Annotated in this window: 19 protein-coding genes; 12 read left to right on the forward strand and 7 right to left on the reverse strand. The window is 72.3% G+C overall.

The window, feature by feature from the left end; all coding sequences use genetic code 11:
* Positions 1-81 precede the first annotated feature (81 nt).
* Positions 82-5,235, forward strand: a complete 5,154-nt coding sequence (locus ACZ6TB_RS44520) for a diguanylate cyclase (RefSeq protein WP_465566547.1) — start codon at positions 82-84, stop codon at positions 5,233-5,235.
* A gap of 5 nt (positions 5,236-5,240) precedes the next feature.
* Complete coding sequence (locus ACZ6TB_RS44525) at positions 5,241-5,660, forward strand: VOC family protein (RefSeq protein WP_465566550.1); 420 nt, start codon at positions 5,241-5,243, stop codon at positions 5,658-5,660.
* A gap of 12 nt (positions 5,661-5,672) precedes the next feature.
* Here the strand turns inward: ACZ6TB_RS44525 and ACZ6TB_RS44530 are convergent, their stop codons facing one another.
* A complete protein-coding gene (locus tag ACZ6TB_RS44530) occupies positions 5,673-6,284 on the reverse strand; it encodes a TetR/AcrR family transcriptional regulator (protein WP_465566553.1) in 612 nt (203 codons plus the stop codon).
* 91 nt (positions 6,285-6,375) lie between these two features.
* Here ACZ6TB_RS44530 and ACZ6TB_RS44535 point away from each other — a divergent pair, with 91 nt between their 5' ends.
* Complete coding sequence (locus ACZ6TB_RS44535) at positions 6,376-7,485, forward strand: epoxide hydrolase family protein (RefSeq protein WP_465566556.1); 1,110 nt, start codon at positions 6,376-6,378, stop codon at positions 7,483-7,485.
* Between the two features lie 48 nt (positions 7,486-7,533).
* On the forward strand, positions 7,534-7,932 hold the full coding sequence (locus tag ACZ6TB_RS44540; RefSeq protein WP_465566559.1) for a hypothetical protein: 399 nt from the start codon (positions 7,534-7,536) through the stop codon (positions 7,930-7,932).
* Here ACZ6TB_RS44540 and ACZ6TB_RS44545 read toward each other — a convergent pair.
* Complete coding sequence (locus tag ACZ6TB_RS44545) at positions 7,844-8,473, reverse strand: hypothetical protein (protein WP_465566561.1); 630 nt, start codon at positions 8,471-8,473, stop codon at positions 7,844-7,846. The genes ACZ6TB_RS44540 and ACZ6TB_RS44545 overlap by 89 nt on opposite strands.
* Positions 8,474-8,544: 71 nt before the next feature.
* Positions 8,545-10,053, reverse strand: coding sequence for an MFS transporter (locus tag ACZ6TB_RS44550; RefSeq protein ID WP_465566564.1), 1,509 nt, complete (start codon positions 10,051-10,053; stop codon positions 8,545-8,547).
* 121 nt (positions 10,054-10,174) lie between these two features.
* On the opposite strand from ACZ6TB_RS44550, the gene ACZ6TB_RS44555 reads away from it, so the two are divergent.
* From ACZ6TB_RS44555 to ACZ6TB_RS44570, 4 genes are all read left to right on the forward strand, one after another.
* Positions 10,175-11,719: an MFS transporter gene (locus ACZ6TB_RS44555; protein WP_465566566.1), complete on the forward strand. Its 1,545-nt coding sequence runs from the start codon at positions 10,175-10,177 to the stop codon at positions 11,717-11,719.
* Positions 11,712-13,067 (forward strand): M20/M25/M40 family metallo-hydrolase, encoded by a 1,356-nt coding sequence (locus ACZ6TB_RS44560; RefSeq protein WP_465566569.1) that lies wholly within the window; start codon positions 11,712-11,714, stop codon positions 13,065-13,067. The genes ACZ6TB_RS44555 and ACZ6TB_RS44560 overlap by 8 nt, the downstream gene beginning before the upstream one ends.
* On the forward strand, positions 13,048-14,364 hold the full coding sequence (locus ACZ6TB_RS44565; protein WP_465566572.1) for a threonine/serine exporter family protein: 1,317 nt from the start codon (positions 13,048-13,050) through the stop codon (positions 14,362-14,364). The genes ACZ6TB_RS44560 and ACZ6TB_RS44565 overlap by 20 nt, the downstream gene beginning before the upstream one ends.
* A gap of 529 nt (positions 14,365-14,893) precedes the next feature.
* Entirely contained in the window at positions 14,894-15,454 is a 561-nt protein-coding gene (locus ACZ6TB_RS44570; protein WP_465566574.1) for a GNAT family N-acetyltransferase, read from the forward strand.
* On the opposite strand, the gene ACZ6TB_RS44575 is transcribed toward ACZ6TB_RS44570, so the two are convergent.
* On the reverse strand, positions 15,435-15,656 hold the full coding sequence (locus ACZ6TB_RS44575) for a hypothetical protein (RefSeq protein WP_465566577.1): 222 nt from the start codon (positions 15,654-15,656) through the stop codon (positions 15,435-15,437). The genes ACZ6TB_RS44570 and ACZ6TB_RS44575 overlap by 20 nt on opposite strands.
* A 179-nt stretch (positions 15,657-15,835) precedes the next feature.
* Here ACZ6TB_RS44575 and ACZ6TB_RS44580 point away from each other — a divergent pair, with 179 nt between their 5' ends.
* The 3 genes from ACZ6TB_RS44580 to pstS all read left to right on the forward strand — a co-directional run bounded on the left by ACZ6TB_RS44580 (position 15,836) and on the right by pstS (position 18,596).
* Positions 15,836-16,162, forward strand: a complete 327-nt coding sequence (locus ACZ6TB_RS44580) for an STAS domain-containing protein (RefSeq protein WP_465566579.1) — start codon at positions 15,836-15,838, stop codon at positions 16,160-16,162.
* Between the two features lie 89 nt (positions 16,163-16,251).
* A complete protein-coding gene (locus tag ACZ6TB_RS44585; protein ID WP_465566582.1) occupies positions 16,252-17,544 on the forward strand; it encodes a hypothetical protein in 1,293 nt (430 codons plus the stop codon).
* Positions 17,541-18,596 (forward strand): phosphate ABC transporter substrate-binding protein PstS, encoded by a 1,056-nt coding sequence (gene pstS, locus ACZ6TB_RS44590; RefSeq protein ID WP_465566584.1) that lies wholly within the window; start codon positions 17,541-17,543, stop codon positions 18,594-18,596. Before ACZ6TB_RS44585 ends, pstS begins: the two co-directional genes overlap by 4 nt.
* A 320-nt stretch (positions 18,597-18,916) precedes the next feature.
* Here pstS and ACZ6TB_RS44595 read toward each other — a convergent pair whose 3' ends face one another.
* From ACZ6TB_RS44595 to ACZ6TB_RS44605, 3 genes are all read right to left on the reverse strand, one after another.
* Positions 18,917-19,804 carry a helix-hairpin-helix domain-containing protein gene (locus ACZ6TB_RS44595; RefSeq protein WP_465566587.1) on the reverse strand — a complete coding sequence of 296 codons (888 nt, stop codon included), beginning with the start codon at positions 19,802-19,804 and terminating at the stop codon, positions 18,917-18,919.
* Between the two features lie 202 nt (positions 19,805-20,006).
* On the reverse strand, positions 20,007-20,276 hold the full coding sequence (locus ACZ6TB_RS44600) for a GlsB/YeaQ/YmgE family stress response membrane protein (RefSeq protein ID WP_465566590.1): 270 nt from the start codon (positions 20,274-20,276) through the stop codon (positions 20,007-20,009).
* A gap of 52 nt (positions 20,277-20,328) precedes the next feature.
* Complete coding sequence (locus tag ACZ6TB_RS44605; RefSeq protein WP_465566593.1) at positions 20,329-20,706, reverse strand: YccF domain-containing protein; 378 nt, start codon at positions 20,704-20,706, stop codon at positions 20,329-20,331.
* A gap of 127 nt (positions 20,707-20,833) precedes the next feature.
* Here ACZ6TB_RS44605 and ACZ6TB_RS44610 point away from each other — a divergent pair, with 127 nt between their 5' ends.
* Positions 20,834-24,901, forward strand: a complete 4,068-nt coding sequence (locus ACZ6TB_RS44610) for a molybdopterin-dependent oxidoreductase (protein WP_465566596.1) — start codon at positions 20,834-20,836, stop codon at positions 24,899-24,901.
* Positions 24,902-24,990 lie beyond the last annotated feature (89 nt).

Here is a 24,990-nt window from a genome sequence, read left to right on the forward strand (position 1 = left end):
TGCCTGACCCTTGGAGGGTCAAGTCCGCGCCGCCGCTGCCGATGTGAGGTTTCGAATCGAGAGCAGCGGAGTGATGTCCCAGTGAGTGACACGGCCGGATGGACGCCCGACGGGCGCGGCGCGGCGCACCTGACCGGCCTGGCCGTCGGGGACGAGCTCGGACGGGGCGCCTTCACGACGGTGCACCGGGTCCGGCGCGGCGACGCGACGTACGCCCTCAAACGCCCCAACGGTGACAGCGGCGCCGATGCCGGCATCCTGTTCACCTTCCAGCGCGAGGCCGCCCTGCTGGCCTGTGTCGACGACCCGTCGGTGCCGGCCATCCACGCGGCCGGCCTCTTCGACGGCGCGCCCGCCCTGGTCCTGGAGTACATCCCGGGCGGCTCGCTGGCCGATCGTCTCGCCCAGGGCCCGCTCGCCCCCGAGGCGGTCGTCGAGCTCGCCGCCCAGCTCGGCCGCGGCCTCGCCGCCGCGCACCGGGTCGGCCTCGTGCACCGCGACGTCAAGCCCGGCAACATCATGCTGTCGCCCGGCCGCCCGGCCAAGCTCATCGACTTCGGCCTGGCCCTGCTCGGCGCCGAGCCGGAGGACGACGGCGACCGGGCCGTCGGCACGTTCCTCTACACCTCGCCCGAGCAGTCCGGCATGCTCAAGCGGCCGGTCGACGGCCGATCCGACCTCTACTCGCTCGGCGTCGTGCTCTTCGAGTGCCTCACCGGCACCATGCCGTTCGAGGCGAACGACGTCGGCCAGCTGCTGCGGCTGCACCTGACCGCGCCGGTCCCCGACCTCGCCGCGCTCTGCCCGGGCCTCGACCCGGCCCTGGCCGCGGTCGTCACCCGGCTGCTGGCCAAGGACCCCGACGATCGCTACCCGGACGCGGCGGCCCTGCTCACCGCCCTGCGCGCCGGTCCCGGCGGCGAGGCGGCGGCGGCCGAGCCGGCCGCCGTGCGCTGGCCGCTGTGCGGCCGCGAGGGCGAGCGCGAGGGCCTCGCCGACCGCTGGCGCCGCGCCCGCACCGGCCGCGGCGGCGTCGCCGTCATCCGCGGGCCCGGCGGCTCCGGCCGTACCCGGCTCGCCGAGGAGGCGGCCTCGCTGGTCACCGACGTGCCCGTGCTGCGCGCCGACTGCCAGGAGGACGAGGCCCTGCCGTTGGCCGCGCTGCGCGCCGCCGCCGAGGGACACCTCCAGGCCGTCGCGCTGCTCGCCGACCGGGACCGGGCCGCCGCCGAGCGGCACGTCCGCGACGCCGCCGAGGTGGCCGGCCCGGCGCTGGTCGCCCGGCTCGGCGGCCGCCTCGAGGCGCTGCTCGCCACCGACGTCGTGGAGGCCCGCGACGACCACCTCTTCGCCGCCGTCGCGACCTTCGTCGGCGAGCTGGCCAAGCGGCACGGCGGTCTCATGCTGCTGCTCGACGACGCGCAGTGGCTCGACCCGGGCAGCCGCGCGGTGCTGGCCCGGCTCGCCCCCGACCTGCCCCGGCTGCCGTTGCTGGTGCTGCTCACCGAGCGCGACGACCTGCGCGGCGAGCACCCCGACGCCGACCTCGAGCTCGACTGCGCGCCGCTGGACCCGGCCGCGGTGGCCCGGCTGATCGCCACCCGGCTGCCCGGCGCCACGGTGCCGGCCGAGCTCGTCGAGCACGTGGCCGGCCGCACCGACGGCTCGCCCCTCGCGGTCGTCACCTATCTGCTGCGGCTGCTCGACGCCGGTCTGCTCACCCCGCTGTGGGGCACCTGGCACTTCGACGACGCGGGCGCCGACGCGCTGCCGGCGGCCGAGGACGTACGCGCGCTGCTCGCCTCCCGCCTGGCGACGCTGACCGACGGCGACCGGCACTTCCTGGTCACCGCGGCGGTGGCCGGCCCCCGCTTCCGGACCGAGACGCTGGTGGCCGCCGGCGGCTCGGCCGACCAGGTCGTGGCCGCGGTCGGCGCCGCCGTGGAACGCCGGGTCGTCGAGGCCCGCCCCGGCGGCTGGTACGTCTTCCTGCACCCGCTGCTGCGCGAGGCCCTGCTCGACGGCGTCGGCGAGGACCGCCTGCGCGGCCTGCACGCGGCGCTGGCCGACGCCCTGGAGGGACTGCCCGAGGCACTGCGCGACGCCGACCACGTCTACGCGATCGCCCGTCACCACCGCCGGGCCGGCGCGGCCGTCGACGCGGATCGTCGCCGGCGGAGCGCGTTCGCGGCCGGCCTGCGTGCGCTCGAGGACACCGCCCCGGTCGAGGCCATCGGCTATCTCGAGGACGCGCTCGACGGCGACCCCGCGCCCGGCAGCGAGCTGCTGCATCCGCTCGCCCTGGCCTACCTGCGCGCGGCCCGGTTCGCCGACGCCGCCGCCACCATCGCGCGGGCGCTGGCGACCGAGACCGACCGGCGCGAGCGCGCGCACCTGCTGATCACCGAGATCGAGCTGCACCACACCCTCTGGGACGACGAGAAGGCCCTGGCCGCGACCGCCGCCGCCCTCACCGAGCTGCGCCGGCCGCTGCCCGCCAACGGCCTCGCCCTGCTCGCCTCCACGATCGGCATCGGGCTGGCGGGTGGCGCGGTCCGGCGTACGGGATGGGGATTCGGCAAGGCCGCCGGACGCCGCCGCGACGAGCTCGCCGCCCAGGCCGCCGTCCTCGACGCCGGTGGCTATGCCGCCGGGATCGGGTTGCGCCTGCGCGAGGCCGGCGTGCTCGCCATGCGCGCGATGTACGCCGTGAACCGCCTCGGACCCTGCCCCGAGTACGTCCGCGTCTACGCCCTGGTCGGCTACGTCTGCGCCGTGGTCAAGCTGCGCGGCACCGCCGAGCGCTGCCTCGACCGGGCCGCCGGGGTGGCCACCGAACTCGGCGACCCGGCGCTGGTCGCCTACGTGGAGTGGATGCGCGGCGTGTCGTGGCTGTTCGGCGGCTACGACGACGGCAGCCGGTGGCAGGAGACGATCGGCAGGAACGCGCGCTGGTTCGGCCCGGCCCAGCTCATCCCCGGCTTCGCCACCGTCGGCCTGCGGCAGCTGCTGCGCGGCTACACCGCCGAGGCCCAGGCCGAGTACGAGCGCGGCCTGCGCCGCCTCAACGACCTCGAGCTGGTCCGCGGCACCTCGTTCGGCATGCTGTCGGTGATGATCCCGGCCGTGCAGGGCCGGCACGGCGACGCCGCCGCGGCGCTGGCCGCCATGCGCGCCAAGCTGCCGGCCGGCGCCGGCACCACGGTGCAGCGGATGAACATGATCGTCGCCGCCGCCTGCGCCACCATCGAGCAGGGCGAGTTCGGCGAGCCGTTCGAGGCGATCCTGGCCGAGTTCCACGCGCTCGGCCTGCGCCGGCGCGACCTGATGCTCCAGCACAAGTACATCTACTCCTACCAGTCGCACGCCCGGATGGCGCAGCTGCGGATGGCCACCGACGAGCAGCGGCCGGCCCGCATCGCCGCCGCCCGCGCCGCCATCGCCGACCTGCGCCGGGTGCGCAAGGCGTCGCCGCTGCTCAACGCCTCCTACCTGATCGGGCAGGCGGCGCTGGCGCAGATGCTCGGCGACCCGCGCAAGGCGATCGAGTGGAGCGACAAGGCCGAGCAGGTCGCCCGGATGGCCGACGCGCCGCTCGTGCACTTCGAGGTGGCCCGGTTCCGCGCCCGCTCGTTCCGGGCGCTGGGCCTGGTCAACGAGTCCGACCGGCAGGCCCGCATCGCGCTGTCGCTGGCCACCACGCACGGCTGGGAGTCGCGGCGGCGGCAGGCCCGCACCGAGTTCGGCGCCGAGGAGGGCGCGGCCACCAACCGCCGCACGGTCGTGGACCGGCGCGGCGACGGCGGCCGCAGCCGGCGGCTGGAGGCGTTGCAGCAGGTCGGCGCGGCCGCCGCGACCGTCCTCGACCCGCAGGAGCTGGCCCGGGTCGCGCTCGACGAGATGCTGCGCATCCTGGGCGCCGAGCGGGCGCTGTTCTTCCTGCTCGACGAGGCGGGGGAGCCGGTGCCGTTCGCCGGGCGCGGCGCCGACGGCGCCGACCTCGCCGAGACCACCGCGTACGGGGCGACGCTGGTGCGCCGGGTGGCCGAGAGCGGCGAGCCGCTGGTGCTCACCGGCACCGAGCAGGGCGCGGCGCTCGGCTCGCGCAGCGCGGTCGTGCACGGGCTGCGCAGCATCATGATCGTGCCGGTGCAGTTCAAGGGCACCACGCTGGGCGTGGTCTACCTGGACAGCCGGATGGCGCGCGGCATCTTCACCGAGGACGACGTCGAGGTGCTCATCGGCGTGACCAGCCATGTCGCGGTCTCGCTGGAGACGGCCCGGGCCGCGCAGCTGCACCTCGCGGTGGCAGCGGCCCAGCAGCAGCAGGCGTTCGCCGAGATGCTGCGGGCCTCGCTGGCCGAGCTCAGCTCGATCCACGAGCCGTCGCGACTGCTCAGCACCCTGTTCGCGATGCTCGCCGCGCAGGTCTCGGCTCATGGCGGCGCCCTGCTCAGCGCCGAGGGCGACGTGGTCCTCGAGGTCACCGGCAAGGCCGCGCCCTCGCTGCTGGGCGGATCGCTGCCGGTCACCGCGGGCGACTCACCATCCGTCATCTCCGATTTGTCGCCCGAGATCGGCGATGTCGCGCTGGTGATCCCGCTCCAAACGCGCGAAGGCCGGGTCGGCGTCGTAGTGCTCGGGGCGGAGAGCTTCGACGACTCCGCGATCCAGGTCGTGAGCGCGCTGGCCACCCAGGGCATGAGCGCCTACCTCAACGCGTGCCTGTTCAGCCGCGTCCAGGAGCTGGCCACCACCGACGAGCTCACCGGGCAGCACAACCGGCGCCACTTCTACGCCATCGCCACCGCCCTGGTCGCCACGGCCGCCCGCGGCGATCGCGAGCTCGCCGCCGTCATGCTCGACATCGACAAGTTCAAGAGCGTCAATGACACGTACGGCCACGGCGTCGGCGACGAGGTGATCCGTACCGTGGCCGCCCGGGTCCGCGCCAGCATCCGGCATTCCGACGTGCTCGGACGCTACGGCGGCGAGGAGTTCGCGGTGGTCCTGCCCGACCACGACGGCGACGCGCCGGAGCTGGCCGAGCGGATGCGGCGGGCGGTGGCCGACGAGCCGATCCCCACCGCGGCCGGCCCGCTCTCGGTCACGATCAGCGTCGGGCTCGCCCATCGGGACTCCGCCGACAGCACCCTCGACCAGATGCTGGCCAGCGCCGACCACGCCCTCTACCGGGCCAAGGAGAGCGGGCGGAACCGGGTCGTGGTTTCCTGAGGTGCATGACCGGATTCCCGACCTTGCGACAGGTCGTCCTCGACGGCCCCGACGCGCGGAAGCTAGCTGAGTTCTACCGCAAGCTGTTCGGCCTGGCGTACCGGCCGGGCGACGAGCCGCCGGCGGCCGGTGAGCCGGACGAGCGCGGACAAGATTGGCTGGTGCTGCAGAACCCGTCCGGCGGCATGCAGCTGGCGTTCCAGCAGAACCCCTCGCTGACCCGTACGACGTGGCCGGACGACGCCGTGCCGATGCAGCTGCACCTGGACACGACCGTCGCGTCGACGGCCGAGCTCGACGCCCAGCACGAGCGGGCTCTCGCCCTCGGGGCGAGCATGCTCTACGACCGCAGCAGCGACCCGGACGAGCCACTACGCGTGTACGCCGACCCGGCCGGCCACCCGTTCTGCATATTCGTGGCCTGAGGGGCCTGGCCCTCAGTCGCGCAGACGCCAGCGCCAGCCCAGCTCCTCGGCGGTGGGCGGCGGCCCGGGCAGCTCGCCGCCCGCGCGCAGGCCGTCGAGCAGCACCGTGACGTAGCGGCGGCGCAGCTCCTTGGTGCGCGTGGCATCGGGCACCCGGACGGCCGCGCACATCTCCAGCAGCATCGTGATGTCGTCCGGCACCGCGCCCGCCCGCATCCGCGGCCGGGCCCGCTCGAACAGGGCCGTGGCCAGCTCGTTGGCCCGGGCCGCGTCGGCGTTCATCTCGGGGCTGGGCGGGAACGTGCCGGCCAGGTGCACGGTCAGCGAGTGCACGTCGGCGTCGACCACGCCGCGCAGGAACGTCTCGAACGCCGCCCAGTCGTCCTTCTCCGCGGTCGCGCGCTCGGCCTCGGCGATGAACCACTGGAGACCGTCGTGGCAGAGCGTCCGCAGCAGGTCCTCCTTGCCCGCGTACCGCCGGTAGAGCGCGCTGATGCCGACGCCCGCCCGCTCGGCCACCGCGGAGATCGGCGCCCGCTTGTCGGCCAGGAACACCTCCCGCGCCGCGGTCAGGATCGCCTCGTTGTTGCGCTCGGCCTGCCGGGCCCGTCCCGCCGTCGTCATGTTTTCCAGATTAGCAGTGGAACGGATCGTTCCGCTCTGCTACTCTAGAACGGAACGAAACATTCCGTTCCAGGGTTCTGAGGGAGCCGACATGTCCGAGATCCGCCCCTTCCGCATCGACATCCCGCAGGCCGACGTCGACGACCTGCGCGACCGCCTGGCCCGTACGCGCTGGGGCAGCGAGATCCCCGGCCAGGGCTGGAGCCGCGGCGTCCCGGTCGGGTACCTGCGCGAGCTGGCCCGCCACTGGGAGCGGGAGTACGACTGGCGCGCCGCCGAGGCCCGGCTCAACGAGCTGCCGCAGTTCGTGACCACGGTCGACGGTCAGGACATCCACTTCGCCCACGTCCGGTCGGACAACCCCGCGGCCGTCCCGCTGCTGGTCAGCCACGACTGGCCGGGCTCGTTCGCCCTCTATCTGCCGGTCGTCGCCGCCCTGCGGCCCGACTTCCACCTGGTGCTGGTCAGCAACCCGGGCGTGGCGTTCTCCGGCCCGCTGACCTCGGCCGGCTGGAACACCTCCCGCAGCGCGGCCGCGCTCAACGAGGTGATGGCGCGGCTCGGCTACGACCGGTACGGCGTGCAGGGCACCGGCGGTGGCGCGGCGATCGCCGTCGAGATGGGCCGCCAGCAGCCGTCGAAGGTGATCGGCGTGCATGTCAACGGCCACATCACGTTCCCGTCCGGCGACCCGTCCGACTTCGAGGGGCTGACCGAGGCCGAGCAGGCGCGTCTCGGGCGCCTTCAGGAGTTCCGCGACGACAAGATGGGCTTCAACGTCATCCAGTCGACCCGGCCGCAGACGCTCGCCTTCGGCCTGAACGACTCGCCGGCCGGCCAGCTCGCCTGGATCGTCGAGAAGTTCCAGGAGTGGACCGACCCGTCGGCGGCGCTGCCCGAGGACGCCGTCGACCGCGACCTGCTGCTCACCAACGTGAGCCTCTACTGGTTCACCGGCACCGCGGGCTCGTCGGCCAACCTCTACTGGGAGGCCGCGCACGACCCGGCGGCGTGGGCGCCGAAGGAGAAGTCGCCGGTCCCACTGGGCGTCGCGCTCGGCGTCACCGACATCACGATCCGCCGCTTCGCGGAGCGGGACACGACGGTCACCCATTGGACCGAGCTTCCGGCCGGCGGCAACTTCCTCTCCGCCGAGGAGCCCAAGTTGTACGCCGACGACGTGCGGGCGTTCTTCAGCTAGTTCTTGTTCGACCGATGCAATTCGCGGGCGTTCCCGGTCTGTGTAGGTGTGGAACGCATTCGTCTCGCCGCCCGGGCCGCCGCCGCTCTCGGGGTGGCCGGCTCGGCCGGCCACCTCGCGTCGGCGGTTTCGCATGCCCGGCACGCCCCCGCGCTGACCGCCGGCCTGCTCCTGCTGGCGCTGGTGTGCCTGCGCTGCAGCGCCCGCCTCTGGCGCCACCCGGCCGACCCGATCGCCTGGCGCGACCTGCTGGTGCTGGCCGCGGTGATGACCGCGATGCACCTCGCCGCCGGCGCCGGGCTCTCGATCGCCGAGCTCGCCGTGCCGGTCGCCCAGCTCGCGCTCGCGGCGGTGGCCCTCAGAATCGGCAGCGTCCCGGCGCGGCGCAGAGGAAATAGCTCGACTCGATGGCGTGCAGCGGAAATCGGCCGTATCCGTCGACCGTGAAAGTGCCGTTCACGGCGTTGTAGTAGGGGCCGCCGGTGGGGGCGCTCTCCCAGCGCCAGCCCGGGGCCGAGAGCCGGGGCACGCCCGGGTCGCACGACCCGCCGGGCCGGCAGACCGTGGCCTCGTCGTCGAGGGCGATCGGCGGGCCGGACTGCCGGATGGTGGCGGTGCGCCATTGGGAGCCGAGGCCGCCGAGGTTGGTGCGCAGCACGACGTCGAAGGCCCCGATCACCTCCCGGCCGTGGCCGTAGGCGACGCTGCCGCGCGCGACGTCCACATAGGTGCTGAGCGGCCGGTGGCCGTTGCCGGGCGCGGCGATCGCGGTGAACGACGTGCGGCCCCGGATGTCCATCGTGGTCAGGCCGGTGGCGGTGCAGACCCACCGGCGGGCCTGCCGGTCGGTGGCCTCGCCGACGCAGGCCGCCAGCGTGTGGCCGCCGCCGGTGTCGCCGGCGTCGTCGGCCGAGCGTGCCGGGCCGGCGGCGAACGGCAATGCGAGGAGGCCGCACGAGGCGGCCCCCACGATATGACGAATCCTCATCTATTTCCCCCGCGAAATAGAATGCGCTTGCGTCCGGATCCGACTTTATGGGTTCGGGCAATGCGGAATTGTCAGTGATTTTGCAGCGGGGCTGTCGGAATGGTGTGCGCGAGCGAAGCGGCGGCCGCGGCCCGGTGCACGGCACGGGTCTTGGCGGCCTGGTGGCGGCCCAGCAGCACGGCCAGCAGGACGCCGGCGCCGGCCATGATGGCCATCAGGATCGCCGAGCGGGAGAGGCCGGCGGCCAGCGCCTCGGCCGGGGAGGAGCCGCTCGCCCGGTGCGAGGCGGTCGCGGCGGCGTAGACGGTGGCGGTCGCGGCGGTGGCCAGCGAGCCGCCCACGTACCGGGCCATGTTCGAGATGCCGCTGGCCTGGCCGACCTCCGCGGGCGCCACGCACGAGGTCGACGCCGAGGACGCCGGGCCGTTGGCGAGGCCGAGGCCGATCGCCATCACGACCAGGGGGACGACGAACATCCCGTACGCCCAGTCGGCCTTGGCGAAACCCAGGGCGCCGAAGCCGATCGCCGAGAGCAGGAAGCCCAGCGCGACCGCCTGGCGTGAGCCGATCTTGACGGCGATCGGGGTGATGATCGGGGTGATGGCGATCATGACGGCGACCGCGGGCAGGGTGGCGAGACCGGCCTGGAGGGCGCTGTAGCCGAAGGCCGCCGGGTCCTGGAAGTAGAGGCTCAGCACGTACATCAGGCCGTTGATCGTCCCGGCCACGATGAGGATCGCGAGGGTGGCGCCGACCAGCACCATGTTGCGGAAGAGGGCGAGGTCGACCAGCGGCGCCGAGACGCGCTTCTCGGCCAGCACGAAGCCGGCCACGCCGAGCGCCGCGATCACGAAGCAGGAGATGGTCGCGAGGGACGCCCAGCCCCAGTCGCTGCCCTCGCTGAGCGCGAGCACCAGCGGCACCAGGATCACGGCGATGAGCACCGTACCGGCCCAGTCGATCGAGCGCGGCCGGTTCGGGTCGCGCGACTCCTTGACCATGAGCAGCGTGATCGGGATGCAGGCGGCCGCGATCACCGCGTCGATCCAGAACAGGCCCTGCCAGCCGGTCGCTTCGACCAGCACGCCGCCGATCAGCGGACCGGCCGCGCCGCCCGCGGCCGAGGCGGCGCCCCACACCGTGACCGCCTTCATCTGCCCGGCGCCGGCCGAGTCGACCGAGAGAAGGCTCATGCCGCAGGCCAGGATCGTCGAGCCGGCGGCGCCCTGGATCATCCGGCCGGCGATCACCCCGAATCCCTGCTGCGACAGCGCGATCAGCACGCAGGAGGCGACGAACAGCAGCAGGCCGCCGAGGAACACCTTGCGGCGGCCGAAGACGTCGCCGAGCGCGCCCGAGGTCACGATCACCGCGGCGCCGACCAGCATGTAGCCGGTCACCGCCCATTGCAGCGTGTCGACCGGCGTCCCGACGTCCTTGCTGATCGCCGGCAGCAGGATCGTGACGGCGGAGGTGTTCGCGTTCACGACCAGCGTGGACACGCACGCCGCCAGCAGCACGCCGAGGCCGGCGGACCTGCTCTCCACGACTTGGACAACGCGGCCGTTCTGCGAGGTCATGTCCCTGCCTCCATCGAGCACGTCGATTCCCGGTGATCGCCAGTCTCGGCATCGAGGCCGGTGGACACATCGCCCGGCGCGGATGATGACCGGGCCGGAGCCGGGCCGAACACTGATCCACGTGACCGACGCCGCCGTGACGACCCGGAACCGCTGGGTCTCGCTGGCCGCCATCTGCACGGCGGCCGGCCTGGTCTGGCTGGCGTTCGCCGACCTGGGCGTGGCCATCCCGACCATGGCCGGGAAGCTCGACGCCGACCTCTCCGCCCTGCAGTGGGCGAACAACGCGTTCAGCCTGGTCACCGGCGCGCTGGTGATCGCCGCCGGGAAGTTCGGGGACATCTTCGGCCGCCGCCGCATGCTGTCGCTCGGCGTCGTGCTCTTCGCCGCCTTCTCGGTGGTGGCCGCGCTCGCCCCGAACGTCGAGCTGCTGATCACCGGGCGCGCGCTGATGGGCATCGGCGCCGCGCTGATCCTGCCGGCCACCCTCGCGCTGATCCCGGCCGAGTTCACCGGCCCGGCCGAGCTCACCGCGTTCGGCGTCTGGCAGGCGGTCGCCTGGGGCGGGCAGGCCGTCGGCCCGGCGATCGGCGGCGTGCTCACCGACACGCTCGGCTGGCAGTGGCTGTTCTGGATCAACATCCCGCTCGGTATCGGGTGCCTTCTGGTCCTGCGCACCAGCACGCCCGAGTCGCGCGACGAGACCGTGTCCCGCCGCATCGACTGGCTCGGCCTGGTCACGATCGGGCTGGCCATCTTCGCGCTGCTGTTCGCGCTGACCGACGGGCCGGCCGTGGGCTGGGGCGACCCGCTCGTCGTCGGCCTGCTCGTCGCGTTCGTGGTGCTGGTGCCGGCGTGGTGGGCGATCGAGCGCCGCAGCGCCGACCCGCTGGTCAACCTCGGCCTGTTCAAGCTGCGCGCCTACGACGGGGCGCTCACCGCCAACCTGGTGATGAACCTGGCCTTCGCCGGCCTGAGCTACCTGCTCGTCCTGTGGCTGCAGAACGTCCGCGGTTACGGCGCCGTCGAGGCCGGCCTGCTGATGCTGCCGTCGACGCTGGGCATCTTCGTCTTCATCCCGCTGGGGTCGCGGCTGGGGTCGCGGCGGGGCGGCCGGATGCCCGTACTCCTGGGCCTGTTCGTCCTCGCTCTCGGTTTCGGTGTTCTCGGGTTCCTCACCGTCGGGTCGTCGCTGTGGCTGATCGGCGCCGCGCTGCTGGTGATCGGCATCGGGCTCGGCGTGCTCTCCACCCCGATCTCCGACACCGCCGTCGGCGAGGTGCCGATCGACCTGGCCGGCTCGGCCGCCGGCGTGTTCAAGATGTCGAGCATGGTCGGCGGCGCCCTCGGCGTGGCCGTGCTCAGCGCCCTCACCCGCGGTTTCGCCGGCGGCCCGACCGGCGAAGCGCTGCACGGGGCCGGGCTGTCCGCCGCCGACATCGAGACCGCGAAGAACGCGCTCGTCGGCTCCGCCTCGTTCGACGAGGCCATCGCGTCGCTGCCGCCCGACCTGGGCCGCACGGTGACCACCGCGGTCGCGGCCGGCTTCACCGGCGGCATCGCCGACGCCCTGCTCGTGACCGGCGGGATCGTCCTCGCCGCCCTGATCGTCGTCCGGCTGGTGTGGCCGGGCGGCCGGCAACCGAAGGGAGACCCCGGTGCTTGACGACGAAGTGCTCCGCGGCCGGATCAAGTCGCTGATGCCCAAGGCCAGGGACGACCTGGCCGCCATGGTCGCGTACAAGTCGGTGCACGACGCCAAGCAGTTCCCGGCGAGCGAGTGCGACGGCATGGTCGACTGGCTGCTCGGCGCGTTCCGCGGGCTCGGGTTCGCCGACACGGAGGCGTACGAGACCCCGGACGGCAGCAAGGCGGTCTGCGGCTCCCGCTCCGGTCCCCCCGGCGCGCCGACCGTGCTGCTCTACTTCCATCACGACGTGCAGCCGCCGCTCGACGACGCGGCGTGGCGGACGCCGGTCTGGGAGCTCACCGACCGCGACGGACGCTGGTACGGCCGCGGCGCCGCCGACTGCAAGGGCAACATCGCCGCCCACCTGACCGCCTTGCGTGCCCTCGGCGACGACCTGCCGGTGACCGTGAAGATCGTCGGGGAGGGCTCGGAGGAGCAGGGCACGGGCGGGCTCGAGGCCTTCGTGCCGGCGCACGCCGACCTGCTGCGGGCCGACGCGATCCTGGTCTGCGACGCCGGCAACTTCGCGGTCGGGCAGCCGGCGGTCACCAGCACGCTGCGTGGACTCGCCAACGTCGTGGTCACCGTGGACACGATGGCGGGGCCGATGCACTCGGGCATGTTCGGGGGCGCGGCGCCTGATGCCTTAGCGGCCCTAATCACGATATTGGCGACTTTGAGGGACAAATCAGGCAATACAACGGTACGGGGGCTGGACGCCACCCAGTCCTGGCCCGGCGCCGACTACCCGGCCGACCAGTTCCGCGCCGACGCGAGCGTGCTGGAGGGCGTCGACCTGCTCGGCGACGGCCGGGTGTCGGACCTGGTCTGGGCCCGGCCCGCGGTGACCGTCCTCGGCATCGACTGCCCGCCGGTGGTCGGCTCCTCGGCGGCGATCCAGCCGCACGCCCGGGCCCGGCTCAACCTGCGCGTCCCGCCCGGGATGAACGCCCGGCGCGCGCAGGACGCCCTCATCGCGCACCTCGAGTCGGTCGCGCCGTGGCACGCCCGGGTCACCGTCGAGCGCGAGGCCGACGGCGAGCCGTTCAGCGGTTCCACGAGCGGGCCGGCGTACGACACCCTCACCCGGGCGATGCAACTGGCGTACGGGCGGAACGCGCTCGTGGAGGGGCAGGGCGGCTCGATTCCGCTCTGCAACGTCTTCCAGGACACGTTCCCGTCGGCCGAGATCATGCTGATGGGCGTCGAGGAGCCGCGTTGCCTGATCCACGCGCCGAACGAGAGCGTGGACCCGTCCGAGATCGAGCACATGGCGCTCGTGGAGGCGCTGTTCCTGCGGGACTATGCGGGAAGCCGGCGCTGAGCCCTCCCCGGCCGGCGGCCCGTCGTCCGTCGCCGGGACTCCCGACGAACAGGCGCTGCTGAGGTTCCTCCTCTTCCTCGGCAGCGGGATGACGGCCGCGGGGGAGGCCGTCAACGAGATCCAGGACCACCTGATCGAGGTCTCGGCGGCCTACGGGCAGCCGCATGCCCGCGTGGCGGTGCTCCCGACGTACCTGGAAATCGCTCTGGAACCGGGACGCGCGGCAACGCTCGAACCCACCCGTCAGCTCCGCGGTCTGTTGCGGCTGGACCAGACCGCGGCGCTGTACGAGCTGCTGCGGGAGGCCAAGAAGGGCACGCTGCCGCCGGCGGAGGGCAGCCGGCGGATTCTGGAGATCGTCGACATGCGGCCGCGCTTCGGCCGGTGGGTGACGGTGGGTGGGCACGCGGTGCTCACGGCCGGTATCTGCCTGGTGCTGCAGCCCACGTGGGGTGACATGGTGCTGGCGTTCCTGTTCGGACTGCTGGTGGGCGCGCTCAAGCTGGTCGGCGGGCGATGGCCGAGCGTCCAGCTGATCCTGCCGGTGACGGTCGCGTTCGTGGTGGCGTCGGTGACGTTCCTGCTGGCCGGTCCCGGCTGGGCGGACGCCGACCTGCGCGCCATGATCGCGCCGCTGGTGACGTTCCTGCCCGGCGCGGCGCTGACCATGTCGGTGGTCGAGCTGTCGGCCGGTGAGATGATCACCGGGGCCAGCCGCCTGGTCTCCGGGACGTTGCAGCTGATGTTGCTGGCGTTCGGCATCACGGCCGCCACCCAGGTGGTGCGGGTGCCGGCCGCCGACCAGCTGATCGACAGTCCGCAGAACTTGATCGGCTGGTGGGCGCCGTGGCTGGGCGTCCTGGTCGTCGGCGCCGGCACGTACCTCTACTACTCCGCCCCGCACCGGTCGTTGCCGTGGTTGCTGCTCGTGCTGGCCGCCGCGTGGATCGGCCAGTTCGCCGGCAACCAGATCTTCGGCGGCTACCTGAGCGGCTTCTTCGGCGCCCTGGCGATGACACCGGTGGCCTACTTCGTGGAGCGGCGGCCGTCCGGCCCACCCGCCCTGGTGTCCTTCCTGCCCGCGTTCTGGCTGCTGGTGCCCGGGGCGCTGGGCTTGATCGGCGTGACCGAGTACTTGGACCAGGACACGCTGGCCGCGGCCGAGGACCTGCTGGGCACGGTCTGGTCGATGATCGCCATCGCGTTGGGGGTTTTGTGCGGGTACCCGCTGTACCGCTCCCTGGCGCGGTCGCTGGGGTGGATCCGGTGGCCGTTGACCGAGCGGGCGGTCCGGTAGAGGCGCCGGGTTTCGCCGTTCCGCCGGCGGAGTGTTTCTGGTCGTTCCGCGGGCGGCGCACGTCTTGCCGTTCCGGTGGTGGCGCGGACTCGTCGATCCGGCAGCGGCATCGCGCGACAATTGCCGCGATCCACGCGGGAAAGTGGTACTTCTGTCGGATATTCCCTGACATTCATCTATTGGTTCCAGACGCCGGAATCGTTGGACAAATCCGGTCGATGCGGGCGGGCATGGCCGATATGAGCGTGCCGACGTTGCGGTCTGAGAATTCGGGTCGGCGTCCTGTGGATAGCCGGCGAAAAATGTCATAGCCAGGCCATACGATCGGCCCCACCCAGTTGAGGGTGGGTCGCGGCGGGCGGTGCAAGAGCAGGGCGGGCGGTGCAGGAGCAGGGCGGGCGGTGCAGGAGCAGGGCGGCCGCGGCAGGGGCGGTACCGGCACGACACGCCCACCCCACCCCACCCCACCTCAGAACAACGGCACTCCCTCCGAAACGACCACCCCCGCACACAGTGGGATGATCTAGGCGTGGAAAGCCTCCGCCTACGGCCCCTGACCCTCGACGACTGGCCGGCCGTCCATGACTGGGCCCGCCTCCTGGATTCCTGCCGCTACCAGTCCTGGGGTCCCAACTCCGAGGCCGAGACGCAGTCGTACGTACGGGAAGCCTCTCGCCTCTGGCACCAGCAACCGCAGAGCAGCTTCCCCCACGCGGTCGTCGAGAACGACGACCGACCAGCGAGCGAGGACACGGGAGCGAGCGGCGGAACCGTCGTCGGCGTGGCCGATCTGCATCTGCGGGGCGGCGGCCAAGGCGAGATCGGCTACGGCATCCACCCGCGCCGGTGGGGGCGGGGCTATGCGACCGCCGCGGCGACCTTGCTGCTCGAGCTCGCGTTCGGGGAGCATGGGCTGCACCGGGTCTACGCGACCTGCGATCCCCGGAACACGGCGTCGGCCCGGGTGCTGCGCAAGGTCGGCATGACCTATGAGGGGCGCATGCGGGAGACGGTGCTGATCCGGGACGGGTGGCGCGACTCGGAGCTGTACGCGATCCTCGACCGGGAGTTCAGAGCATCGGGGAGCTGAGCGCCCGCGTCATCCGATCGGCGTAGCTCTCCGCGATCGTGATGCTGTCCAGCGCGATCGTGCGGCGGTCGCCGGGGCTTACCCGGCCCGACGTTCGAAGCCTCTCCCGGATCTCCCGCATCGCTGCCAGGTGGTCGTCCAGCAGCGTCAACACGTAGGCGGAGAGGTCGGCCTCGGCGAGCGGACCGGCTTCGAGCGTCATGATCGGTGGCTCCCGGTAGGAAATCACGAGCGGCGGCTTTCCCATCCTCGTGCAAGACTGCGGTTGAGGAGGCGAACTCAGCCTTCTTGAGGAACGAAGAACACACCTCCTTCCCCGGGGGTGAATCCGCGACGTAGGGTGGTCCGGCGGCTGAACGCTCGGTAACGAGGGGTGATCCGATGCGCGGCTCTGTGCTGGAAGTGCGGACGAGTGCCGACGGGAGCGTGGTGATCGCTCCGCACGGTGTGGTGGGCCTCGACAAGGCGGTCGAGCTCCGGCAGGTTCTGGTGCACACCGTGCGCCGGGTTCGGCCGTTGCGCCTGATCCTCGACCTGACCGACGTCCCCGAACTGGATCCGATCAATGTCGGCTCGGTGGTGGCCGCGTGCGATCTCGGCGACGATCTTCAGGTGGCTGTGTTCGTGCACAATCCGCAGCCGATCCTGGCCGAGCAGCTGACCGCGGCCGGCGTTCCGCATCAGCGGCTGCGCCATTCGATGTCCTGATTATTAACGCCGGGTGAACGGCAGGGAATGAGCGAGAATAGCGAACTCCCACCCATTCCAGAATTGCCGCGGTGCATTACCGTGACGGCGTGCCCGCAGTTATCGAGGCCACGCGCACCATGGCAATCCGGGCCGTCCGCCCGGAAACTCCCGCCCGGCTGCGCCTGTGGGTCGCCCTCGCCGTCCTGACCGCCGTCGCCCTGCTCGTCTCGCTGAGTCTGCTCATGGCCCGCGTCCAGGAACAGGTGCGGATCATCGGGGACGAGGCCGCGCCGCAGGCCGCCACCGCCGCCGACCTCTACTTCGCGCTGAGCGACATGGACGCGCAGGTCGCCCGCATGGTGCTGACCGGCGACAACGACGCGCTCGCCGGCACCCAGATCGACGCGCTCGGCACCTATCAGCAGCGCAGCCGCCAGGTCGACGCCGATCTCCAGCGCTCGATGACCTTCTCGGCCGACCGCGCCACCGTCCTCGAGATCCTCAACCACCTGGCCGTCTACCGGGAGCGGGTCTGGCAGACGCTCACCGCGGGCGCGGCGGCGCCGGGCTACTACACCCAGGCGACCAACGTGCTGCATCTCGATCTGCTGCCGGCGGCGCAGGCGTTGCGCGAAGCCAGTCACAATCAACTCACCCGGGCGTACGAACGGAAGCGCGCGACCGAGCTCTGGGCGGTGACCCTCGCGGTGGCCCTCGGCGCCGCGCTGCTGGTGCTGTTGATCGTGTTGCAGGTGTGGCTGGCCCGGCGGTTCCGCCGCACGTTCAACCCGGCCCTGGTGGCGGCCTCGATCCTGACCGTGGCGCTGGTGATCCCCGCCGTCGCGGTGCTGTCCGCCCAGGGCTCGCGGCTGACGGCGGCCCGCGACGACAGCCTCGTGCCGTTCCTCGCGCTGTCCCAGGCGCGGTCGATCGGCTACGACGCGGCCGCCGACACCAGCCGCTACCTGATCAGCGACAACCTGACCTACTACGACGAGGACTTCCGGCGGAAGGCGCAGTGGCTGACGTCGCCGGGTGGCCTGCCGTCGGCGGCCGGTGGCTCGGACGTCAGCCCGTACCTCTCCGGTCAGGTTCTTGATCGTTGGAAGGCCTACCAGGCCGACCACCGGAAGATCGTCGGGCTCGCGAAGGCCGGCGACGACGACGCGGCCGTGACCGCCCTGACCGGGATCCGGCGCGGCGACGCGGCGTTCGACTTCACCTACTTCGACGCGGCGGTGGACGAGATCGCCGCGGCGCGCAAGGAGGCGTTCGACCGGGCGATGGACGACACCGAGACGCTGCTGACCGGCTGGTCGATCATTCCGCTGGTGGCGATGGCGCTGGTGATCCTGCTGATGGTGCTGTCCGTGCGGCGGCGGTTTGCGGAGTATCGATGAGACTTCGGGTGCTGGGGTTCGTCCCGCTGCTGCTGGCGCCGCCGGCCCTGGCGGCCTGTGCCGGCGAGCCGGTCGCGTCGGCGGCGTCGATCGCGTGCGCGTCCGGCGAGGTCGCGGGGCAGGGGTCGTCGGCCCAGGCCAACGCCGTCAGCGCCTGGATCAAGAACTATCAGGTGAGCTGCGCGGACGCGACCGTGTCGTACGACAGCGTCGGCTCGGGGGCCGGGGTCGGCGCGTTCCTCGGCGGGACCGGGGATTTCGCCGGCAGCGACTCGCCGCTGAAGGCCGCCGACGAGCCCCGGGCCGCCGCGCGGTGCAAGGGGCCGGTCGTGCACCTGCCGATGGTGGTGGGGCCGATCGCGCTGGCGTTCAACGTGGCCGGGGTGTCGGGGTTGCGGCTCTCCCCGGCGACGATCGGCGGCATCTTCGGCGGCCGGATCACGGCCTGGAACGATCCAGCGGTCAAGAAGGACAATCCCGGCGTGGCGCTGCCGGCCACCGTGGTCCGGCCCGTGCACCGCTCCGACAGTTCCGGCACCACCGACAATTTCACGAAATTTCTGGCGGCGACCGCCGGAGCCGGCTGGTCGTTCGGCTCGGGAAGCGCCTGGCCGGCGCCCGGCGGCGTGGCGGCGAAGGGCAGCAACCGTGTGGTGTCCACGATCGAGCGCACCGACGGCGCGATCGGCTACGTCGAGGCGTCGTACGCGCGCTTCCACGACCTGCCGACCGCCAGCGTAGGAACCGGCCCGAACACCTTCACCGCCCTGACCGACGAGGCCGCGGCCAGCACGATCTCGAGCGCCCGCATCACCGGCGCCGGCGGCGATCTCCAGCTGTCGATCGACTACAAGGCGGCGCCGGCGGACGCCTATCCGATCGTCCTGGTCACCTACGAGATCGTGTGCAGACAGGGTTCGCCGGCTTTGGTCAAGAGCTTCCTGTCTTACGCGTCAAGCCCCGCCGGCCAGAACGCGGCGACCAGCCTCGGATATGCGCCGTTGCCGGAGTCCCTACGCGCCAAGGTGGCCTCGGCGGTGGCCGCCCTCTGAGACCGAACGCCACCTTCTACCGATAAATCACCCTTCCGGGGCACCGTCCACCACTCGAACGGGGTAACGCCTCGGGCGGGAAGGGTTGATGCGTCCGGCCGTCGAAGGGTCGCTGTCGCCGGAGTCGCAGGGCGGGGCATCGAAGGGCCGTTGTCGCCGGATTCGGTTGGCGCAGGGCGGGGCATCGAATGGCCGTTGTCGCCGGATTCGGTGGCGCAGGGCGGCGCGGGCAGCTGGGCGCGGGGAGCGGGCGGAGCCGGATGGGAAAGCGCGATGCCCGGCACGTTGTGTCCGTGCCGGGCATCGGTGGGGCTCGGTTCTCAGCTCGCGGTGTCGAGGAGCTGCTTGGCGCGCTCCGGCCAGGCGGCGACGCCGGGGGCCGAGCGGACGCCGGCCGAGGCGAGCGCGGCGCGCAGGCCGGCCTCGTCGGAGTCGGCGAGCTTGCGGTAGGTGGTGATGCCCGCGGTGGTCAGCGCCGCGGCCATCTTCGGGCCGATGCCGGGGATCTTGGTGAGGTTGTCGACCTGGTTGATCGCTACCGGGGAGCCGTCGGCGACGGGGGCGGTGGCGGCCGCTACGGCGACCGGCTCGGGGTCGGCTACCGGCTTGGTCTCGAACTCCGGCTCGGCGGCGGCGATGGGCTCGTCGACGGCGGTGGTCTCGTCGACGGCGGTGGGTTCGGCGGCAGCGACGGGCTCGGCGGCCGCGACGGGCTCCGCGACAGCGTCGGGCTCGGCGACAGCGGCAGCGTCAGCGGCAGCGGCAGCGGCGGGCTCGGCGGCAGCGACCGGCTCAGCCGAGGCGACCGGCTCGGGCTCGGCGGCGGCGGCGATCGGGTCCGGCTCGGCGACGATGACCGGCTCGGGATCGGTGGCGGCGACGGCCTCGGCCGCGGCGACCTTCTCGGTCTCGGTGGCCTCGACGACGGGCTCGGCCTCAGCCTCGGCGACCGGCTCGGCCACGACCGCGACCGGCTCGGCCTCGGTGACGACGACCGACTCGGCGACGGGCGACGCGACGGGCGAGGCGACGGGCGAGGCGACGGGCGAGGCGACGGGCGCCGAAGTGGACTCCGCGGCGGTCTCGGTCGGGGTGGGCTGGGTCTCGGAGACGGTGGCCGGTGGCTCGGTGGTGCGGCGTCCCCGCAACAGCCACCCGCCGATCAGGCCGATCACGACCCCGAGAACAAGAAAAAGGAACGAAGCCATTGAAGGGCCTCCGGACAATGAGAGCTGCGGATGTAGCGCGCAGCTTTGCACATCGTCGAAGCAGTGCGCTATCAGGGTGGGGCGGCGCGGCTACGAACAGTGTCGATGCGGGGACCATCCGCAACGTGAATCGATTCTGATCGGGCCGGCCGGAAAATCCACGGTGGAGGTCCGGGCAGCTCGCCGGACCCCCACCTGGCGGTTATCGCGTCGAGCGGTTGGCGAAGCCCGCGACCAGGGCCACCCCGCCGGCCGCCAGCGCGATCTGGAGGATGAGCTCGATCCAGTCGATGCCGGGCGTCTTGGCGACCCCGAACGCCGCGGCGATGAACGTGCCGATGAACGACGCCACGATGCCGACGAGCAGCGTGAGCCAGAACCCGATCTTCTGCTTGCCGGGCAGCGCGAGCCGCCCGAGCGCGCCGATGATCAGGCCGACGATGATCGCGCTGAAGATGCCGCTGATTTCCATGACGGTGCCTCCTGCCGGGGAAAGAGCCAGGGAAGGAATTGCCGGGAGAGCCTCAGTCGAGGTCCACGATCTCGCGGCCCAGTGGCCAGAACGCCACCGGAACCAGCTTGAAGTTGGCGACGCCGAACGGGATGCCGATGATCGTGATGCATTGGGCGATGCCGGCCACGATGTGGGTGAGCGCGAGCCACCAGCCGGCCACGATCACCCAGATGATGTTGCCGACGCCCGAGGCGATCCCCGCGCCGGGCTTGCTGACCACGGTACGGCCGAACGGCCACAGCGAATAGACCGCGAGCCGTAGCGCTGCGATCCCGAACGGGATGGTGACGATCAGCGCGAAACAGATCAGTGCGGCGATCCCGTAGCCGATGGCCAGGAGCAGGCCGCTGCCGAAGATGAACCAGAGCACGTTCAGAATCAGCCTCACCTTTCCATCATGACCCGCCGCCGCCACCGGGCTCACAACCGGCGGGAGCGTGCGGTGAGACTCGGGTAACCCCGCGCACACCGGGGATGTGACCGCGGCGAAACGGCCCCCACCTACCGTCGAGCCCGTGATCGAAGAGCTCACGCAGGTCCGGACGGTCTGCGGATATTGCGGCGTGGGCTGCGGAATGGTGCTCGACGTCGGGCGCGGTCCGGGCGGACGGCGCGTCGCGCTCAAGGTGCGTGGTGACCGGGAACACCCGGCGAACGCCGGGCGGCTCTGCACGAAGGGCGCGACCAGCGCCGATCTGCTGGCGGCGCCGGGGCGGCTGGCGACGGCGCTGCTGCGCGACGAGCGCGAGGGCGCGCCGCGACCGGTGCCGGTCTCCGAGGCGATCGGCGAGGCCGGGCGGCGGCTCAAGGGCATCATCGACACGTACGGGCCGGATGCCGTTGCCCTTTATGTGTCCGGTCAGATGACGCTCGAGGCCCAGTACCTGGCGAACAAGCTGGCGAAGGGTTTCATCGGCACCAACCAGATCGAGTCGAACTCGCGCCTGTGCATGGCCAGCGCCGGCACCGGATACAAGCTGTCGCTCGGCGCCGACGGCCCGCCCGGCTCCTACGACGATCTCGACCGCGCCGACGTCTTCCTGGTCATCGGCGCGAACATGGCCGACTGCCACCCCATCCTGTTCCTGCGCATGATGGACCGGGTCAAGGCCGGCGCCAAGCTGATCGTCGTCGACCCCCGGCGCAGCGCCACCGCCGACAAGGCCGACCTGTTCCTGCCGATCCGCCCGGGCACCGATCTGGCGCTGCTCAACGGCCTGCTGCACCTGCTCGTGGAGCAGCAGGACATCGACGAGGAGTTCATCGACGCGTACACGGAAGGCTGGGAGGCGATGCCGTCGCTCCTGGCCGAATATCCGCCGGAGCACGTCGCCGAGGTCACCGGCCTGCCCGAGGAGGGCATCCGGCAGGCGGCCGCGTGGATCGGCGGCGCCGGGAACTGGGTCACCCTCTGGACGATGGGCCTCAACCAGAGCACCCACGGCACGTGGAACACCAACGCGATCTGCAACCTCCATCTCGCGACCGGGGCCATCTGCCGTACGGGTAGTGGCCCGTTCTCCCTCACCGGCCAGCCGAACGCGATGGGCGGCCGGGAGATGGGCTACATGGGTCCGGGGCTGCCCGGCCAGCGTTCGGTGCTGGCCCCGGCCGACCGCGTCTTCGTCGAGAACGCGTGGGGGCTGCCCGCCGGGACGCTGCGCACCGAGGTCGGCAAGGGCACCGTGGAGATGTTCGAGCGGATGGCGGCCGGCCACATCAAGGCGTGCTGGATCATCTGCACGAACCCGGTCGCGTCGGTCGGCAACCGGCGGACCGTGATCGAGGGGCTCGAGGCGGCGGAGCTGGTCATCACGCAGGACGCGTTCGCCGAGACGGAGACCAACGCGTACGCGGACATCGCCCTGCCCGCCGCGATGTGGTCCGAGACCGACGGCATCATGATCAATTCCGAGCGGAACCTGACGCTCGTGCACCCGGCCGTCGACGCGCCGGGGGAGGCCTTGCCGGACTGGAAGCTGATCGCGATGGTCGCCGCCGAGCTGGGGCACGGCGAGCAGTTCGCGTACGAGTCGGCGGCCGAGATCCTCGAGGAGATCAAGCAGTTCGCGAACCCGCAGACGGGCTACGACCTGCGCGGCGTCAGCTACGAGCGACTGGCGGAAGGTCCGCTGCAGTGGCCGGTGGCGCCGTCCGCTCCGGCGCGCAACCCGATCCGCTACCGCAACGACGGCGTGAGTCAGCCGCTGCGGTCGAACCCGGACGGCACCCGCCCGGCACTGACGTTCGCGACGCCGAACGGGCGCGCGGTGTTCCACGCCCGGCCGCACCTGCCGGCCGCCGAGATGCCGGACGACGACTTCCCTTTCGTGCTCAACACCGGCCGGGTGCAGCACCAGTGGCACACGCTGACCAAGACCGGCAAGGTGGCGAAGCTGACGAAGCTCAACCCGGGCCCGTTCGTCGAGGTGGCGCCCGCCGACGCCGCCCGCCTGGGGATCGCCGAGGGCACGCCGGTCGAGATCGCGTCGCGCCGGGGGAGGGCCGTGCTGCCGGCCGTCGTCACCGACCGGGTGATGCCGGGCAACTGTTTCGCGCCGTTCCACTGGAACGATTTGTTCGGCGAGTACGTGAGCGTCAACGCCGTCACGAACGACGCCGTGGATCCGTTGTCGTTCCAGCCCGAGCTGAAGGTGTGCGCCGTGTCGCTGACGCCGGTGCGCGAGGCGGCCGGTGGATATCCCGCGGAAAATGTCGTAGGGGTGGCGTATCCCGACCCCCACCCAGAACGGGTGGGGGAGGCACCCGCGGCGAACGCGGCGATCACAACCGGCGAAACCGTGCTGCACGGCATGCTCGGCCTGCCCCCGCAACCGGTCCTCGATGACGAGCAGCGGCACTACTTCGCCGGCTTTCTGGCCGGCGCGGCCCGCGGCCCCCTGCCGCCCATGCTCCCGGCCAACGCGCCGTTCACTCCGGCGACCCGATCCTGGTTGAACGGTCTGCTCGCGGGGGCGCTCCCCGGCGTACCGGAACGGGAAACAAAGTCCCAAACCCGTGCCCTGCAGGTGCTCTGGGCCTCGCAGACCGGCAACGCCGAGGATTTCGCCCGGGCCGTCGGCCGCCGTCTCTCCGCCGCCGGCCGGGCCGCCACCCTGCGTGGCATGGACGGCGCCGCCGCCGAGCTGCTCGAGACCGACGCCGACCTGCTGATCGTGACCAGCACGTTCGGCGACGGCGAGGCCCCGGACAACGGCGCCGGGTTCTGGGAGTCGCTGACCGGAGAGGACGCGCCGCGGCTCGACGGCCGCCGCTATGCGGTGCTCGCTCTCGGCGACTCGAGCTACGACGACTTCTGCGGGCACGGCCGCCGCCTGGACGACCGGCTGGCCGAGCTCGGCGCCGTCCGGCTCGCCCCGCGCGTCGACTGCGAGCCCGACTTCGAGGAGGCCGCGAACGGCTGGCTGGAAAGCGTCGTCGTCGCCCTGACCGCGCCCGCCCCTCCGGCGCCCCGGCCGCAACCGACCCGGTCGTCCCCGCTGAGCGTCGTGCTCTGCGGCAACGAGCTGCTCAGCGGCCCGGGTTCGGCCAAGGAGGTGCGGCAGTTCACGTTCGACACCGGCGGCCTGCTCGACTACGAAGCCGGTGACGCGCTCGGCGTCTGGCCGACCAACTGCCCCGATCTGGTGGGCGAATGGCTCGCGGTGACCGGCCTGCGCGCGGACCAGACGGTGGAGATCGACAAGCTCGGCGCCCGTACGCTCACCGACGCCCTCCGCGGGGACCTGGACATCACCCGGATCACCCCCGACCTGTTGCGGTTCCTGGCCGAGCGGACCGGCGACCCGTTCCTGCGTACGCTGCTGCGCCCCGACAACAAGGGCGAGCTGGCCAAGTGGTCCTGGGGCCGGCAGGCCGCCGACGTCATCGCCGAGTACCCGGTGCGCGCCGCCGCCCAGGAGTGGGCCGACGTCCTGAAGCGTCTCCAGCCCCGGCTGTACTCGATCTCGTCGACCCCGCTGACCGACCCCTCGCGGGTGAGCCTGACCGTCTCCGTGGTCCGGTTCGACAATCCGCGTGGGTCGTCCCGCAAGGGCGTCTGCTCGACGTTCCTGGCCGACACCGCCGCCGAGGTGCCGGTCTTCGTGCAGCGCTCGCCGCATTTCCGGCCGCCGGCCGACCCGGCCACTCCGATGATCATGGTCGGGCCGGGAACCGGGGTCGCGCCGTTCGTCGGCTTTCTCCGCGAGCGGCAGGCCCGGGGCGCGACCGGGTCGCACTGGCTGTTCTTCGGCGAGCAGCGCCGCGACACCGACTTCTACTACGCCGACGAGCTGGCGGCGTTGCGGACCTCCGGCGTGCTGACCCGGCTCGACCTCGCCTTCTCCCGGGACCAGCGCAGCAAGGTGTACGTCCAGGACCGCATGCGCGAGCACGGCGCCCAGCTGTGGAGCTGGCTGCAGGACGGCGCCCACCTCTACGTGTGCGGCGACGCGAGCCGGATGGCCCGGGACGTGGATCGCGCCCTGCGGGACATCGCCGCCACCCACGGCCGGGTCGACCCCGACGAGTACGTGAAGCGCCTGGCCACCGAGAAGCGCTACGTCCGCGACGTCTACTGAAGGCGCCAAGAGACAACTATCCGACGCGGTGATAGTCAGCTTCGCCACTCCGGGGTTCAAGATCGAAAGTGGGTCTGGCATCCTACGGC

This window comes from Actinoplanes sp. NPDC051537, assembly GCF_055586105.1.

Bases quoted from the DNA above. Each gene is read 5' to 3' on its own strand.
- ACZ6TB_RS44525 (WP_465566550.1), top strand. From the start codon at position 5,241: ATGACCGGATTCCCGACCTTGCGACAGGTCGTCCTCGACGGCCCCGAC.
- ACZ6TB_RS44530 (WP_465566553.1), bottom strand. From the start codon at position 6,284: ATGACGACGGCGGGACGGGCCCGGCAGGCCGAGCGCAACAACGAGGCG.
- ACZ6TB_RS44535 (WP_465566556.1), top strand. From the start codon at position 6,376: ATGTCCGAGATCCGCCCCTTCCGCATCGACATCCCGCAGGCCGACGTC.
- ACZ6TB_RS44545 (WP_465566561.1), bottom strand. From the start codon at position 8,473: ATGAGGATTCGTCATATCGTGGGGGCCGCCTCGTGCGGCCTCCTCGCA.
- ACZ6TB_RS44550 (WP_465566564.1), bottom strand. From the start codon at position 10,053: ATGACCTCGCAGAACGGCCGCGTTGTCCAAGTCGTGGAGAGCAGGTCC.
- ACZ6TB_RS44565 (WP_465566572.1), top strand. From the start codon at position 13,048: ATGCGGGAAGCCGGCGCTGAGCCCTCCCCGGCCGGCGGCCCGTCGTCC.
- ACZ6TB_RS44575 (WP_465566577.1), bottom strand. From the start codon at position 15,656: ATGACGCTCGAAGCCGGTCCGCTCGCCGAGGCCGACCTCTCCGCCTAC.
- ACZ6TB_RS44580 (WP_465566579.1), top strand. From the start codon at position 15,836: ATGCGCGGCTCTGTGCTGGAAGTGCGGACGAGTGCCGACGGGAGCGTG.
- pstS (WP_465566584.1), top strand. From the start codon at position 17,541: ATGAGACTTCGGGTGCTGGGGTTCGTCCCGCTGCTGCTGGCGCCGCCG.
- ACZ6TB_RS44595 (WP_465566587.1), bottom strand. From the start codon at position 19,804: ATGGCTTCGTTCCTTTTTCTTGTTCTCGGGGTCGTGATCGGCCTGATC.
- ACZ6TB_RS44600 (WP_465566590.1), bottom strand. From the start codon at position 20,276: ATGGAAATCAGCGGCATCTTCAGCGCGATCATCGTCGGCCTGATCATC.